This is a genomic window from Micromonospora sp. WMMD1076 (assembly GCF_029581475.1).
Taxonomy (GTDB): domain Bacteria; phylum Actinomycetota; class Actinomycetes; order Mycobacteriales; family Micromonosporaceae; genus Micromonospora; species Micromonospora aurantiaca.
Map to the genome: position 1 here is coordinate 5,470,873 of NZ_CP120862.1, position 14,403 is coordinate 5,485,275.

Annotated in this window: 13 protein-coding genes and 1 pseudogene; 4 read left to right on the forward strand and 10 right to left on the reverse strand. The window is 75.0% G+C overall.

Annotation, left to right across the window (positions count from 1 at the left end):
* Positions 1–48 precede the first annotated feature (48 nt).
* Genes O7622_RS24575 through O7622_RS24600 form a run of 6 tightly spaced genes read right to left on the reverse strand, consistent with a single transcriptional unit; the run spans position 49 to position 5,449 of the window.
* Positions 49–924, reverse strand: coding sequence for a hypothetical protein (locus O7622_RS24575; protein ID WP_282310536.1), 876 nt, complete (start codon positions 922–924; stop codon positions 49–51).
* Positions 921–1,850, reverse strand: a complete 930-nt coding sequence (locus O7622_RS24580; RefSeq protein WP_282310537.1) for an NAD-dependent epimerase/dehydratase family protein — start codon at positions 1,848–1,850, stop codon at positions 921–923. Before O7622_RS24580 ends, O7622_RS24575 begins: the two co-directional genes overlap by 4 nt.
* Positions 1,850–2,800 carry a hypothetical protein gene (locus O7622_RS24585; RefSeq protein WP_282310538.1) on the reverse strand — a complete coding sequence of 317 codons (951 nt, stop codon included), beginning with the start codon at positions 2,798–2,800 and terminating at the stop codon, positions 1,850–1,852. The genes O7622_RS24580 and O7622_RS24585 overlap by 1 nt, the downstream gene beginning before the upstream one ends.
* Entirely contained in the window at positions 2,797–3,309 is a 513-nt protein-coding gene (locus tag O7622_RS24590) for a MaoC family dehydratase (RefSeq protein WP_282310539.1), read from the reverse strand. Before O7622_RS24590 ends, O7622_RS24585 begins: the two co-directional genes overlap by 4 nt.
* Positions 3,306–4,172, reverse strand: coding sequence for a CoA ester lyase (locus tag O7622_RS24595; protein WP_282310540.1), 867 nt, complete (start codon positions 4,170–4,172; stop codon positions 3,306–3,308). The genes O7622_RS24590 and O7622_RS24595 overlap by 4 nt, the downstream gene beginning before the upstream one ends.
* Positions 4,169–5,449 carry an aminotransferase class I/II-fold pyridoxal phosphate-dependent enzyme gene (locus O7622_RS24600; RefSeq protein ID WP_282310541.1) on the reverse strand — a complete coding sequence of 427 codons (1,281 nt, stop codon included), beginning with the start codon at positions 5,447–5,449 and terminating at the stop codon, positions 4,169–4,171. The genes O7622_RS24595 and O7622_RS24600 overlap by 4 nt, the downstream gene beginning before the upstream one ends.
* Positions 5,450–5,703: 254 nt before the next feature.
* On the opposite strand from O7622_RS24600, the gene O7622_RS24605 reads away from it, so the two are divergent.
* The 3 genes and pseudogenes from O7622_RS24605 (at position 5,704) to O7622_RS24615 (ending at position 8,106) form a co-directional block, all read left to right on the forward strand.
* Positions 5,704–6,288 (forward strand): NUDIX hydrolase, encoded by a 585-nt coding sequence (locus O7622_RS24605; protein ID WP_282310542.1) that lies wholly within the window; start codon positions 5,704–5,706, stop codon positions 6,286–6,288.
* Positions 6,288–6,445, forward strand: a pseudogene (locus tag O7622_RS24610) (oxidoreductase); the annotation flags it as partial. The gene O7622_RS24605 and the pseudogene O7622_RS24610, both read left to right, overlap by 1 nt.
* 71 nt (positions 6,446–6,516) lie before the next feature.
* On the forward strand, positions 6,517–8,106 hold the full coding sequence (locus O7622_RS24615; protein ID WP_282310543.1) for a GMC family oxidoreductase N-terminal domain-containing protein: 1,590 nt from the start codon (positions 6,517–6,519) through the stop codon (positions 8,104–8,106).
* 44 nt (positions 8,107–8,150) lie between these two features.
* On the opposite strand, the gene O7622_RS24620 is transcribed toward O7622_RS24615, so the two are convergent.
* Positions 8,151–8,978 (reverse strand): alpha/beta fold hydrolase, encoded by an 828-nt coding sequence (locus tag O7622_RS24620; RefSeq protein WP_282310544.1) that lies wholly within the window; start codon positions 8,976–8,978, stop codon positions 8,151–8,153.
* 203 nt (positions 8,979–9,181) lie between these two features.
* Between O7622_RS24620 and O7622_RS24625 the strand changes: the two genes are divergently transcribed.
* A complete protein-coding gene (locus tag O7622_RS24625) occupies positions 9,182–10,543 on the forward strand; it encodes a pentapeptide repeat-containing protein (protein ID WP_282310545.1) in 1,362 nt (453 codons plus the stop codon).
* Positions 10,544–10,550: 7 nt separating this feature from the next.
* On the opposite strand, the gene O7622_RS24630 is transcribed toward O7622_RS24625, so the two are convergent.
* The 3 genes from O7622_RS24630 to O7622_RS24640 form a co-directional block, all read right to left on the reverse strand.
* Positions 10,551–10,814 (reverse strand): DUF6244 family protein, encoded by a 264-nt coding sequence (locus tag O7622_RS24630; RefSeq protein ID WP_282310546.1) that lies wholly within the window; start codon positions 10,812–10,814, stop codon positions 10,551–10,553.
* Positions 10,815–10,969: 155 nt separating this feature from the next.
* Positions 10,970–11,749: a hypothetical protein gene (locus O7622_RS24635; RefSeq protein WP_282310547.1), complete on the reverse strand. Its 780-nt coding sequence runs from the start codon at positions 11,747–11,749 to the stop codon at positions 10,970–10,972.
* A gap of 118 nt (positions 11,750–11,867) precedes the next feature.
* Positions 11,868–14,387, reverse strand: a complete 2,520-nt coding sequence (locus tag O7622_RS24640; protein ID WP_282310548.1) for an FtsK/SpoIIIE domain-containing protein — start codon at positions 14,385–14,387, stop codon at positions 11,868–11,870.
* Between the last annotated feature and the right edge of the window lie 16 nt (positions 14,388–14,403).

A 14,403-nucleotide genomic window follows, 5' to 3' on the forward strand; every position in this document is an offset into this window, starting at 1 on the left:
CACCCTCTCTCGTCTCGTCGGGCCGGCGCGCCCGCACGCCGGTCGTGGTCACGGCCGCCCCGCGGGCTCGCCGAGGTCGGCGACGAGGTGCCGCCGGCGGTGCAGGTAGTCGAGGTAGCCGTCCAGGGCCGGCCCCTCGAACGTCGGCACCAGCACCAGCCGCGGCGGCGCCGGCCGGTGCACCAGGTGCCGCCGGAGCTTCGCCGCGACGGCCGCCTCCAACGCGCTCAGGTCGTCGTCCCCCGGATCCCGCTCCGGCACCCGCAGGAACAACACGTCGTAGACCAGGCCGAAGCGGAGGCTGCCGGTCAGGCACTCCTGCAGGGCCCGGGTCTTCGGCTCCACGAAACCGCCCGGCAGCTCGGAGAGCAACGCGGTGGTCAGCCGGGCGTTCGCCGGCGTGGTGAGCATCGACAGCGCCGGCAGCACGTACGTGGTCAGCTCCTGGTCGAAGACGGTGCCGCCCAACTCGACGAACAGGTGCGCCGGGCGGCCCGCGTCGACCCAGGCCCGGTGCAGGGTGAGCAGGAAGAACCGGCTCAGGTGCGGCACGAAGCTGAGGTGCTCCCAGTCTGTGCCGCCGAACTCGCGCAGGAAGGACAGCAGCACGTCACCGCCGAGGATCTGGTTCGGCCAGCCCATCACCGTGTCCGGCAGGAACCGCCGGTAGGTGGCGAGGTCGTCGGTCGGCGACGGGTGGTTGCCGCGTTCGTTGGTGTTGAGGATGCCGTCGAACTTGACCACTGTCGCCGGACCGGGGACGGTCGCGGCCAGCCGGGCCACCAACTGCCCCTTGCCGATGTCCGAGCGCGGATGCCCCAGCAGCACGAAGACGTGGCACCCGCCGAAGTCGACGTGCCGGAACGCCGCGTCCAGCCGGTCGGTGACCGGAGTCGGTTCCATCAGCGGCCACGAGCCGGTCATCGGTCGATCCCTTCCTGGACGGTCCGGGTGCGCGCGTCGTCCCAGCCGAGCGCGCGGGCCCGGCTGACGTCGTACCGCAGGTCCCGGGTGGACCGGCGGATGCCGTAGCGGAGGTTGGGCCACCGGGCGGGCCGGCCGCGGGCCCGGGCGGCGGCCCAGGTGAGCAGGCCCAGCGCCGCGTAGGCCGGCCGCGGCACCGGCAGCACCCGCAGGCCGGGGGCGTGCCGCCGGCACCAGGCCCGGGCGAACGGCAGCGCCGCGACGGGTCGGGCGGGCGCCGCATGGTAGACCGCCGGACGGCCGTCCTCCACCGCCCGCCGGACCAGGTCGGCGACGTCCGCGGCGTGCACGAACGGCAGGTGGTTGCGGCCCGCGCCGACCAGCAGGCCGAACCGCCCCACGGTACGGACCACCGGTGGGGTGCGGTCGTCGAAGAGGATCCCCGGGCGGACCACCACCAGGTTCACGCCGAGCCGCTCCGCCAGCGCGCCCAGCCGGCGCTCCAGCTCGATCTTCATCGCCGGGTACGGGTCCAGCACCTCGGCGACGGCGGCCGGCGACCGCGTCTCCGGCAGCGCGACTGCGCCCCCGGCGTCCAGGCCGTACACCATCACGCTGGAGACGTGCACGAACGTGCGGACGTCATGGGCCCGCCCGTGTTCCATCAGCCGCAGCGCGGCGTCCAGGTTGTCCCGCCGGTAGTCGGCGGACGGGTGCGGCGCGAACCGGAAGGCACAGTGCACGACCGCGTCGACGTCGCGGGTGAGGTCCGCCGGCGCACCCCGCCGTACCTCGATCCGCCGGCCCGGGACGGGCGCGACCGGACGGCGGTGCTGGACGGCGCGGACCTCGTGCCCGGCGTGGGCCAGCGCCGCGACGCACGCCCCGCCCAGCCGCCCCGCGGCGCCGGTCACCAGCACGCGCATCAGCCGACCGCCACGCGGGGACGCACCCGGCGGAGCACGTGCGCGGCGGTCACCAGGTCGGCCCACGGGTCACCGGTCGAGCTGAACACCGTGGTCCGCGACGCCAGGTCGGCCGGCAGGTCGGCGAGCAGCGCGCCGAGGTCGGTGGCGTCCCGGTGCGCCGGGCCCGCCTCGGCGACGGCCAGCTCCCGGTCCTCGACCAGCAGCAGGTGCTCCCGCAGCAGGTCGGACGCCACCTCCCGGCGGTCGGCCGTGTGCGCGCCCATGCAGTTGACGTGCACCGGCACGGGCGGCAGCCGGACGATCAGCGGCTCGGCCGAGCCGGTCGCCGTGCCGATCACGTCCCGCCCGTCGACCACGTCCGCCGGCCGGTCGGCGACCTCCACTCGGCACCCCGGGCCGACCAGCCCGGCGACCCACCGGGCGAACGCCTCGGCGTTGCCGGGCCGTCGGCTGGTGACCGTGACCGAGGCCAGCGGCCGCACCGCGCACATCCCGCGCACCTGCTGCCGGGCCAGCGCCCCGCTGCCGACCAGGCCCACGTGCAGCGGCCGGTCCGGGGTGCACAGGTCGGTCACCAGCGCGGTCACGGCGGCGCACCGCAGGTCGGTCACGGCCGCGCCGTCCAGGACCGCCAGCGGACGTCCGGTCCGCGTCGACATCACCACGGAGAGCGCGTGTATCGCGGGTTCCCCGGCCGGACGGTCCGGTACCAGGGCGGCCAGCTTCGTCACGAAGAGGCCGTCCCGGGAGCTGACCGAGGGCATGACCCCGAACATCGCCGGCGGGTCCGTGCCGGCCACGGTGGTCCGGTGCGGGGTACGGGCGGCGGCACGATGCCCCTCGGCGTACCCCCGACGCAGTTCCTCGACCAGGCCGGGCAGGTCCGCCGCGTCGGCGACGGCCTGCCGGTCGACCACCAGCGGGACGAGGCCGGGTCCGCCGCTCACGTGGCGCCGCTCCCGTCGGCGCAGGGGATCAGCGCGCTGCGGGTGAAGACCATGACCGTGGTGCCGTCGGACTTGAGTCCCCGGGTCCGGAACGTCACCACGCCGGCGCCGGGGCGGGACCGGGAGAGGCGCTTGGCCACCACCTCGGACTCGGCGGTCAGCGTGTCGCCGACGAAGACCGGCGCGCTGAGCCGGATCTCGTCCCAGCCGAGGTTCGCCACCGCCCGCGCGCTGGTGCCGTTCGTGCTCATCCCGCCGACGATGGCGAGCGTCACCAGGCTCGACACGACCGGACGGCCGAACTCGGTCTCCTCGGCGTAGGCCGCGTCGATGTGCAGCGGGTGGGCGTTGAGGCTGAGCAGCGACATCCAGACGTTGTCCGTCTCGGTGACGGTCCGGCCGGGACGGTGTTCGATCACGTCGCCGACGTCGAACTCGTCGTAGTAGAGGCCCCGGGATTCGCGGTAGCGGCCCGGCGCGACCTCGGTGAACGCGCGCGGCGGCCTCATCGCGACCGCCCCGCCCGGGCCAGCGTGCTCTCGGCCTGGCGCAGGAAGGGCGGACCGAGCATCCGGCCGTCCATGGTGATGATGCTGGAACCGGTCCGCCGGAACTCGCCCACGATCCGGTCCGCGCGGTGCACGTCGGCGGTGCTGGGGGTGAACACCTCGTTGATGACGTCGACCTGGCCGGGGTGCACGGCCACCTTGCCGGTGTAGCCGAGCGCGGCGGCGCGCCGGGCGTCGGACTCGAGCCCGGCGGCGTCGTCCAGGTCGAACGTGGGGCCGTCCACCGCCTCGATGCCGGCCGACCGGGCGGCCAGCGCGACGCGGGACCGGGCCATCAGCAACGGCTCCCACTCCATCGCGGTGCCGGTGTCGGCGCAGAAGTCGGCCGCGCCGAAGGTCAGCGCCACCAGGCGGGGGCGGGACCGGGCGACGGCCATCGCGCTCTCCAGCCCGGCGGCGGTCTCCAGGATCGCCCACAGCACGGTGTCGATCCCGGCCCCGGCGAGGACGTCGTCGACGAGTTCGACGTCGTAGGGCGACTCCACCTTGGGCAGTACGATCATGTCGGGGGCGGTCCGGGCGTCGAGCACCATGTGCAGGTCGCGCAGGCCCTCCGGGGACCGGATCGGGTTGACGCGCAGGCTGTAGCCGGCCGGCACCGCCAGCGGGTCGAGCGCGGCCACCGCCTGCCGCGCGTCGTGCTTGGCCTCCGGCGGCACGGAGTCCTCCAGGTCGAGCAGGTGGATGTCGGCGGCGTCCTCCGCGCTGCCGAGGAACCGCTCCATCCGGATGGCCGGGGTGACGAGGAGGCAGCGGCAGATCCCGCGGGACCGGGTCCGGGGTACGCCCTCGACGACTGTCATCTCGCGCTCCCGGTGACCGCGGCGGCGTCCGCCCCCCGCAGGTGGGGCACCACCCACTCGACGAGCAGGTCGACGAAGCGGCGCAGGTTCTCGTCACCGAGGTTGGCCCGGATCATCACCCGCAGGCCCTCCCGCCCCCGGGAGGTGACCGGGAAGTAGACCGGCGCGCAGTAGAAGCCCTCGTCGAGCAGCCGCCGGGACAGGTCCACGGCCAGGTCCCGGTCGCCCACCGGAAGCGCCCGCACCGGCAGGATGCTGCCGGCGGACTCGCTAGGCACCCGCGAGTCGAAGTAGTCGAGGTTGGCGCGCAACCGGCTCTGCAGGTGGTGCAGCTCCGGGCCGGCGTGCAGCCGGGCCGAGGCCAGCACGCTGCCCATGTTGGCCACGCTCGGGGTCTGCGACCAGCACATCGGTCCGGCGAACGTGTTGACCAGGGCGGGATCGACCGACGCGGGGAGCATCACCACACCGCCGGAACAGCCGAACCCCTTCTCCAGCGATCCGGTAATGAGCGTCAGGTCGTTGAGTTCACCCATCTTCGAGCGGATGTAACCCTCGCCCCGGTCACCCATGACCGAAATGGCGTGCGAATCGTCCATCCACAGAAAGAGGCCGTACCGGTCCTGGAGATACAGTAGGCCGTCCAGATCTGCGAGGCCGCCCATCGAATAGGCGCCGTCGGCGACGTAGGCCACTCGCCCGTACTTCTTGCACGCGTCCTCGACGAAGTCGATGTCGTTGTGCGGCGCGACCAGCACGGGCGCCTCGTCGGCGCAGATCGGTTTCACGTAGTCCATACAGAAGTGGCTGCGCTTGTCGAAGACCGTGACCCGGGGCCGGCCGTCGACGAGGTGGCCCGACGACACGAGCGGCAGCAGCCCGGCGGTCGCCACGCTGCAGGAGAGCGCCAGCAGGCACTGCGCCCGCCAGATCTCGGAGAGCTGGTCCTGGGCCTGCCGCAGCACCGACGGGCGCATCCGGGTGGGCGTGATGCCCAGACCGACGCAGCCCTGGGAGGTCAGGGCGTCGATCGCGCCCTGCACCACCGCCGGGTGCGTGTTCAGGCCGAGGTACGAGTAGGAGCTGAGGTTGAGGAACGAGCGGCCCGTGTCCGGGTCGTGCAGGGTGCCGTCGGGCCGGCACTCGAGGTGCAGGTTGATCAGGCCCCCGCTCTCCGCCTCGCGCCAGTTGCCCTGCGACAGACGCATCATCTTCGCGGTGTCGCGGAAACGGCGGGGCCCGTCGAGACCGGCCTCGCCGGAATCGTCACCACTCATGCTTCAACTCCTTAGGGGTTGCCGCGCGCAAATACAGGGGTCGCCGCGTGCAAGATAAGGGTTTCGATATAGGGGTGTGAATACAACGAGCAGTCGCCACCACTCCGGGGCGCACTCGCATGCAATTCCTGCAAAGCCGGTGCCAGCGTATACGGGATCGCTTCAAACACAAGCGTTGACTTGCGTTCGTCAATGGGATAAAAGTGGTGCGGACCGAGCGAATGGTCGGGAAGCACACGGGGGCGCAGCACGCCATGACGAATCTCCACGGAAACCGGCCGGCCGCCGACTCGCCGCGTCGGTGCGACAACACCAGCGTCGGCGTGCTGATCACCGACCCGGCCGGCCGGTTGCTGCTGCTGCGCCGGGCCACTGCCCCGGTGGGGATGGCCCCGGTCGCCGGACACGTGGACGACCACGGCACCCCGGCCGACGCCGCCCGCCGCGAGGTGGCGGAGGAGGTCGGCCTGACCGTCCTGACGCTGGACCCGGTGGCGGACGGCTGGCGGCCCAACGCCTGCCGGCGGCGGCCCGGCCCGCGCGGCACCGGCCATGACTGGTTCCTGTTCCGGGCGGCGGTCACCGGCGGCGTCCGGGCCGACCCCGGCGCCGCTCACGACGTCGGCTGGTACACCCCGGACGAGGTGCGGGACCTCGCCGACCGCACGGTGGCGTACGCGGGCGGGCGGGTCACCGGGGAGCGGTTCGCCGAGGCACCGGGGATCGAGCCGGTGTGGGTGGGGTTCCTCCGCGACCTGGCGCTGGTGGACGCCACGACCGAGGACCTCGCGGCGGTGGACGCACTCGCCGCCGGACGACCGCCCCGGTCCCGCGCCTGACCCCGGCACAGCTCGCCCTGGCGTGGCTGTCGCGCCGGTCGCCGGTGATGCTGCCGATCCCGGGCACGTCGTCGGTGGGCCCCCGGAGGAGAACGGGACGGCCGACGAGGTGGAGCCGACCGACCACGAGTACGAGGCGCTGGCCGAGGCGGCCTGACCGGCCCTCTATCCGTGGCGTGATCGAGAAACTACTGTCGGAAGGATTCTCGTGACTGGGGGTCCTGGGCGGTGGAATTCGACTACGTCGTGGTGGGCGCCGGGGCGGCGGGCTGCGTGCTGGCCGACCGGCTGAGCGAGGACCCGGGCACCCGGGTGCTGCTGCTGGAGGCCGGGGGCTGGGACCGCAGCCCGCTCGTCCGGGTGCCGAAGGCGTTCTCCCGGTTGATGGACGACCCGCGCACCGCCTGGCACTACCCGGCGACGATCGGGCCGGACTGGCGGGAGACCTGGCAACGCGGCCGGATGATCGGCGGCTCGACCTCGGTCAACGGCATGATCTGGAGCCGCGGCGCGGCCCGGGACTGGGACGCGCTGGCACCGCTGGGCTGGGGCTGGTCGGCGGTGCGGGAAGCGTTCCGCAAACTGGAGGACCATCCGCTGGGGCCCGCGCCGCACCGGGGTGTCGGCGGGCCGGTACGGCTCTCCGTCGCCACCGGCACCGACCCGCTGGCCGAGGAGATGGTGTCCACCGGGGCCGAGCTGGGATGGCGGCCGGTGGACGACCTGGACGCCGACGACGACGAGCGGATCGGGTACCCGACCGCGACCATCCACCGCGGCCGGCGGGTCAGCGCCGCGGACGCGTTCCTGCACCCGGCCCGCCGCCGGCCCAACCTGACCGTCGTGGTCGACGCGCTCGCGCTCCGGGTGCTCGTCGAGGACGGCCGGGCGGTCGGTGTCCGGGTGGCGCACCGGGGCCGGGAGGTCGAGCACCGGACGGCCGGCGAGGTGATCCTCGCCGCCGGCGCGCTGGCCACCCCGCAGTTGCTGCAGGTCTCCGGCATCGGTCCGGCCGACACGCTGCGCGCCGCCGGGGTGCCGGTGCTGCTCGACCGCCCCCGGGTGGGCGCCGGGCTGCGGGAGCACCGGTCGATCGCCCTGCAGTACCGGCTCGCCGGGCCGGGCGGTCACAACGCCCGGCTCGGCAGCCCGCTCGGGCAGGCCCGGGCGACGCTGCGCTGGCTGCTCACCCGCGGCGGCCCGTTGGCGCTGCCGGTGCTCGACGTGGCCGCGCACGTGAAGTCCCGGCCGGACCTGGACCGCCCGGACGGGCACCTGCTGATGGCGCCGTTCTCGGCCGCGCCGCCCCGCCCCGGCCGGGCGCTGGAGCTGGAACGGGAGCCGGGCGTGATGTGCCTCGGCACGGTGACCCGGCCGGACAGCGAGGGCAGCCTCGCCGTCACCGACGCCGATCCGCGCGTCCCACCGACGATCGTGGCGAACTACCTAGCCACCGAGCACGACCGGCGGGTGGCGGTGGACCTGTTCCGGCGGATGCGGGAGTTCTTCGCCACCGGCCCGATCGCGAAGCGGCTCCGGGCGGAGACGGTGCCCGGCGCGGCGACGCGGACCGACGAGGAGATCCTCGAGGCGGCGGTGGCGCGCGGCTACTGCGGCTACCACGCGGTCGGCACCTGCGGGATGGGGGCGGACGACGACCACGTGGTCGACCCCGAGCTGCGGGTCCGCGGCGTCGACGGGCTGCGGGTGGTGGACGCCTCGGTGCTGCCGGTGATGGTGGCCGGCTGGACCAGCGCCCCGGTGACGGCGCTGGCCTGGCGGGCCGCCGACCTGATCCGGGGGCGCGCCGACGGGTGAGCGCGGTCGTCCCGGGCCCGCCCCGACGGCGGGCCCGGGACGGCTCAGACCGCGAAGCAGTTCGGCCGGATCGCGGCGCCGGCCAGCGTCTGCCGCACCGCCGTGTAGGTGGTGCCGTCGAGGACCAGGCCGAGGTGACCGACGACCCGCAGCGGGCACCACGCCTGCACCAGCACGTTCGTCGCGCCGTCGGCGAGCACGGCGTTGTCGACCGGCCGGACCAGTTCGTCCTGCCAGGTGCGCACCGTGGTCCAGCGGACCGGGCCGGGGGTGTCGTCGCCACCGTTCAGCTCGGCCAGGAAGCTCGACCCGATGGTCATCTGCTGGCAGGCGACGATGCCGGCGCAGCTGCCCAGCCCGACGACCGCGAGGATGTTGGCGACGTACGTGCCGTACTGCGGGCTGCCGAGGCTGACGTACTGGTCGACCTTGTCGGCGCCGCCGAGGAACTTGACGTACCAGCGGCTGACCAGGCCGCCCTCGGAGTGGGTGACCAGGTCCACCCGGCTCGCGCCGGTGGCGGCGCGGACCTGGTCCACGTAGGACGACAGCGCCCGGGCGGACTCGCGGATGTCGCCGAAGCCGAGGTTGGGCAACTGGTAGATGGAGACCCGGTAGCCGTCGGCGCGCAGCCGGGCGGCGATCGGCTCGTACGCGATGGAGATTCCGATCAGGCCACCGACCACGACGACCGGGTCGGCGGCCGCGGCGGCGGCCCGTTCGGCGGCGGTGGCGGTGCCGGCGGGGGCGGCGTCGGTGGTGGTGACGGCGTCCGGCCGGGTGGCGGGCGCGGCGGCGTGGGCGGCGGTGGCCGGGACGAGCAGGGCGGTGGCGGCGATGGTGGTGGCGGCCAGGATCGTTCGGAGCAGCATGGGCTGCACCTCCGATGGGAGGGGGCACCCGGGGTGACCGGGAGGGACGGGTGGGATCCGATCGATCGTGGGAACGATGATGCGTGTCCGATTTCACATACGTCAATAAAAAGTTACGCGCCGGTAACCAGTTGTCTCCCCCCGCGCACGAACCGGCATTTCCAACGGCGATCGGCGCCCCCCGGTACGTCGCGACGGATGGCATGCTGGGCACCGTGTCCGACCCGCCGCCGCCGGAGAAACCGCTCCGGGTGATGCCCTGGTGGCTGGTGCCGCTCGGGCTGCTGCTCGCCGGCCTGCTCGGCTGGCTGGTGCTCGACTGGCTGCTCGCCGAGGCCGACCGGGCCGTCCAGCCCGACACCCGCGCCACGCTGCGCGTTGACGCCATCCGCACCGGCCTCACCGTGGTCGCCGGCACCGGCGGCGGGCTCGCGCTGCTCCTCGCCGCCCGTCGACAGTGGATCAGCGAACGCGGCCAGCGGAACCAGGAGGCGGTCGCCGCCCGCGACCAGACGCACCGCGACCGGGTGCAGGCGCACACCGAGACCGTCGCCGAGGCCGCCGCGCGGCACCAGGAACGCCAGGCCACCGCCGCCGAGCACGACGCCGCCGAGCGCCGGCTCACCGAGCTGTACGTCCGGGCCGTCGAACTCGTCGGCAGCGACAACCCCGGGGTACGCCTGGGCGGCCTGCACGCGCTGGAACGGCTCGGTCAGGACAACCCGGGGCAGCGCCCGACCATCGTGGCGGTGCTCTGCGCGTACCTCCGGATGCCGGCGCCCGACGACCCGCGCGAGACCGAGGTGCGCCGCACCGCGCAGCGGATCCTCACCCGGCACCTGCGGGCGGACCGGACGACCTGGTGGCCCGGCATCACGCTGGACCTGACCGGCGCCCGGCTGGACGACTTCGACGCCGCCGGCTGCACCCTGGTCGACCTCGACCTCACCGGCGCGGTCTGCACCGGCACCACCAGCCTCACCGGCGCGGTCGTGCACGGCCGGCTGCGGCTGACCGCCGAGTTCGCCGACGTGGTGTGCGACGACCTCACCGGCGACGCCGAGATCGTGCTCGACGACGCACGGATCACCGGCCGGACCAGCTTCGACCGGGCCGACCTCGGCGGCGCGCTGTCCTGCCGGGGGACACGCTTCGGGGAGTTCTCGTTCCGGGGCGCCACGCTGCGTCAGCCGAGCGGCTTCGACCGGGCCACCTTCGCCGGCAGCGCCACCTTCCGCGAAGCGGAGTTCCTCAGCGGACTGTCCATGGAGCACACCGCGTTCGCCGCGTACGCCGGCTTCCACCGCGCCCGCTTCGCCGACATGGCGCTGTTCCGCTGGACCGAGTTCGGCGAGGATGCCTGGTTCGAGGGCGCGCGCTTCGAGGGCGGCACCAACTTCGGCCGGGCCGTGTTCCACGGCCGGGCCCGCTTCGAGGGCGCGGTCCTGGCCCGCCGCCCCCTGGTCGACCAGGCCCGCGCGTCCACGGCGGTCACCCACATCTGGCCGTCGGACGTCACCGTCACCCGGCGCGACGGCGACTGGCTGGTCCTCACCGACCCGTGACGACCGGTCAGTTGCCCAGCGCCTGGACCTTCGCGATGGTCTCCCGCACGTGCTGGCGGGCCGGCTCGCCACCCTGCGCGGCCTGGGCGAGCGCCTGCCGATAGGCGTCGATCACCCCGATCAGCGGCCCCGCCGTCGCGCCTTCGAGCGCGCCCGCGACGAGCGCCCGCGCCTCGGCCGCGTCCTGCGCGGCGGCAGCCGTGCGGGCCTTCGCCTCGTCCAGCTTCTGTGCCGCCGCCGCCAGCCTGGCGATGACCTCCGCAGCGCTCACAAGCCCTCCCCCAGCTCACCCGCCCCGAAAGCCTACCTCCCCACCCCGCCCCCCTCCTTCGCGATCTTGCAGTTTCCGCCCGCCCAGAAGCCACCAAAGCCACGCCCAGAGGCCGCAACTCCATGATCGACGGAACGGGGGTGGGGTGGGGTGGGTTAGCGCAGGAGGCGGAACAGGAGTAGGTAGAGGCAGAAGAAGGACGGGGAGACCAGCGCGCAGATCACGAAGCCGAGTGGCACGTACCGTCCGGGCGGTGGCGCGTCGCCCTCCACGACCGGGCGGCCCCAGCGGGCGAGCACCACCTGACCGGCCACGAAGGACACCAACGGCACACCCGCGCAGCTCAGCGCCGCCACCAGGTCCAGCCCGGTCACCGGCAGCGACGAACCCACGATCGCGATCAGCATCAGCAGCGAACCGGCGAGCGCGCAGCCCGCGTACACCACCACCGCCCGCGCCGGCGCGGACCAGGTGGGCAGCAGGACGGGCGTGCGGGCCAGCGCGTCGGCCTGCTGCCCGTACCCGTCGGCCTCCTCGGCGAGCCGGCCCGCCGCCGCCAGCTCCGCCGCCGGGTCGCCGGCCCGCGGCGCCGGAACACCCCCCGAGGGGTACGCCCCGACATCCGGCCGCCCCGGCGCGTCGGCTGCGCCGCCGGTCACCCCGTCCCCCGGCCCGGGCGCGGGACCTGGTGCTCCCCCACCGGCCACCGTCGCCGGTGCCGGCGCCTCCGCCGGGACCGACGTCATCGGCACGCCGATCGCCTGCCCGAGCCGGTCGAGGTGCTGCTCCTGGGCGGCGAGCCGCTGCCCGAGCGTGTCGACGGCGGACTGCAGGCCTCGGCGGCGCTCCGCCTCGGCCGCGATCTCCCGCTCCCCACCCCGCTGCCGGGTGGACAGCTCCCGCAGCAGCGCCGCGTACTCGTCGAATCCACTCATGCTGGGCCGTCTTCCGTTCGCGACTGCGGGGCTCGCAAACCCGGCTCACTCCTCGCACTCACAAGGCCGTCTTCCGTTCGCGACTGCGGGGCTCGCAAACCCGGCTCACTCCTCGCGCTCACGGGGTGACCTCACTTCCGCCCGCGAACGGCACGATCAGCGCGGTGCGGTGCTCGTGCCGGTCGACGAGCAGGGCGCGTCCCTCGCGCGGGACGTACGCGAGGTCGTGCGCGCCGAGGTGCAGGCCCAGGTCGGCGGCGGGGACGTTGAGCGCGACGAGCGCGGTCACGTCGTCGCGGTGACCGCTGCCGCCGAGGTCGTCGGCGAGCCGGCGCAGCCCCCGCCACCAGCCGAGCACGTGCACACCCCGCCCGGGGCCCTGGCGCAGCACGGTGCGCAGGTCGTCGTACCCGGATCGAAACGTCCCCGGGTCGGAGGCGGCGAGTGTCGTGGCGGCGGCGTCCATCCCGAACACCACCAGGTAGGTGCGCCCGGCCGCCGGGGCGTCAGCGGCGGCGGCCTCGGCGAGCCGGGCGCGCAGCGCGCCGGCGTCGAGGCGCCGGACCGGGTGCCCGGCGGCGGCGAGCGTCATGGCCAGGTCGTCGGCGGCGTCGGTGGTGCCCGGCGCCAGCGGCGCGAACAGGAACCGGGCGGTGCCGGGGGCGTGCTGGCGGGCCAGGGACAGGGTCGCCGACCGGAGCACGTCCGTACCGGCCGCGGCGGTGCCGACCACCGCCAGGTGCCGGCCCGGGCTGCCGTCGAGCGCGAACCCGGCCGGGCTGCCGGGGACGTCGACCACGCGGCCGACGAGCGCGTACGGCGGGTCGGCGCCCGGCGTCAGCGCCGCCCAGGCGGGGTCGTCGGTGAGCCGGGGCGTCTCGTGTCCCCGGAAGACGGCAGGTGGGCGCGCTCCGGCCGGGCGGGCCGCGTGCAGCTCGTGGCGCAGCGCGGCGAGGTCGGCCGAGGCGGCGTGCGCGTCGGGGAACCGCACCTCGACGTCCGAGCCGGGCGCGCCCGCGCCGGTGTTCACCACTGCGGCGCCGACGGTGAGCCCGCGTGCGGCGTCGTTGCGGGGGTCCAGCACGGCGTCGCCGCCGGGCAGCGCGATCCGCAGCGGGAACTGCCCGAAGATCGCCTCGGCCCGGCCGTAGAGCGCCTCGATGCCGGTGGTGCTCTGGCTCGCCAGCACCAGGTGCAGGCCGTACGAGCGGCCCTTGCGGGCCAGTTCCTCGATCAGGTCGACCGCCTGCCGGGCCAGCGCGTCGTTGCCGGCGAACAGCACGTGGAACTCGTCGACGACTGTGACGATCCGGGGTGGCCGGGCGTTGGGCGGCAGGTCCGCCAGCCGGCTGACGCCGTGCCGCTTCAGCAGGTCGGCGCGGCGGCCCAGTTCGGCGCGCAGCTCACGCAGCACGGCCACGCCGTACTCGCGGTCGGACTCGATGCCCACCGCGTCGGCGTGCGGCAGCCAGGACGGGTCACGGTCGGTGGGCACGAACTCGGTGAAGCTGACGCCCTCCTTGAAGTCGAGCAGCATCAGCCGCAACTCGGCCGGGGAGTAGCGGGCGGCCAGCCCGTAGAGCACGTCGAGCAGCAGCACCGTCTTGCCGGCGCCGGTCCGCCCGCCGATCAGCCAGTGCGGGGTGGCGTCGTCGAACGCCACGCTCAGCGGGCGGCGTCCGGCCCGGCCGAGCACGGTACGCAGCCCGGAGGCGGCGGACCCGGCCCAGCGCTGCGCGGGCAGCAGGTCGGTGAACGTGACGCCGTCCTGGCCGGCGGCCTCGGCGTACCGGCGGGCCAGCGCGGTCACGGTGGCGTGCGACGGGTCGCCGTCGAGCACCACCGGCGCGGCCAGCCCGCTGCCGTCGGTGCTGAACGGGCGCCCGGGCGGGTCGCCGACGAGGGTGTACCGCTCGGTGACGCGAAGCTGGGTGGTCGCGCCCAGCGGCGGCGCGGCGGTCGGCCCGGCCGGTGGGTGACCGGCCAGCAGCACGCAGACGGCCGCGGCCGGGCCGGCGTGGGTGAGCGCGGCGAGCCGGGCCAGTTCCCGGGGCGGCGGCGCGGACGCGGCGACCACCACCAGCAGCTCGCGGTCCTCCGGCGCGGACCGCTGGGCGGTACGCGCGTGCCGCTCGGCCGCGTCGAGCAGGGCCGTGGTCTCCGCCTCGGTGGTCGCCGCCGGGGCTAGCACCCCGGCGTCCTGGAGTGGGCGCAGCGGCAGGAACGCCGCGCCGAAGGCGGCCTGGTCGATGCCGGCCACCCGGATCGCGCCGGCCGGGGCGGCGGTCAGCAGCCGTACCACCACCGCCCGCAGCAGCTCGCCTACGCGCGGGTCACGGGCGTCCGCGTCGACGGCCAGGTGCGCGCCCGCACCCACCGGCACGAGCACCGGGAACGCGCCGTCGACAGTGGTCGCCGCGCCGAGGCGTACCGGAACGGGGTGGGTCGCGACGCGGGCGGTGCCGGGCACCGCGGCGGCCAGCTCACCACCGAGGCGGGCCAGCCGCGCGACCAGCTCGGGGCTGCCCACCGGCGCCGGGCCGGCGGCACCCAGCAGCCGCCGGGCCGTCTCCCAGTGCCGCACCGCCTGTCGATGCCGATCGACCGCCTGCCGGTACGCCGCAGCGAGTCTGCCCACCGTCCGCCCTCCGACG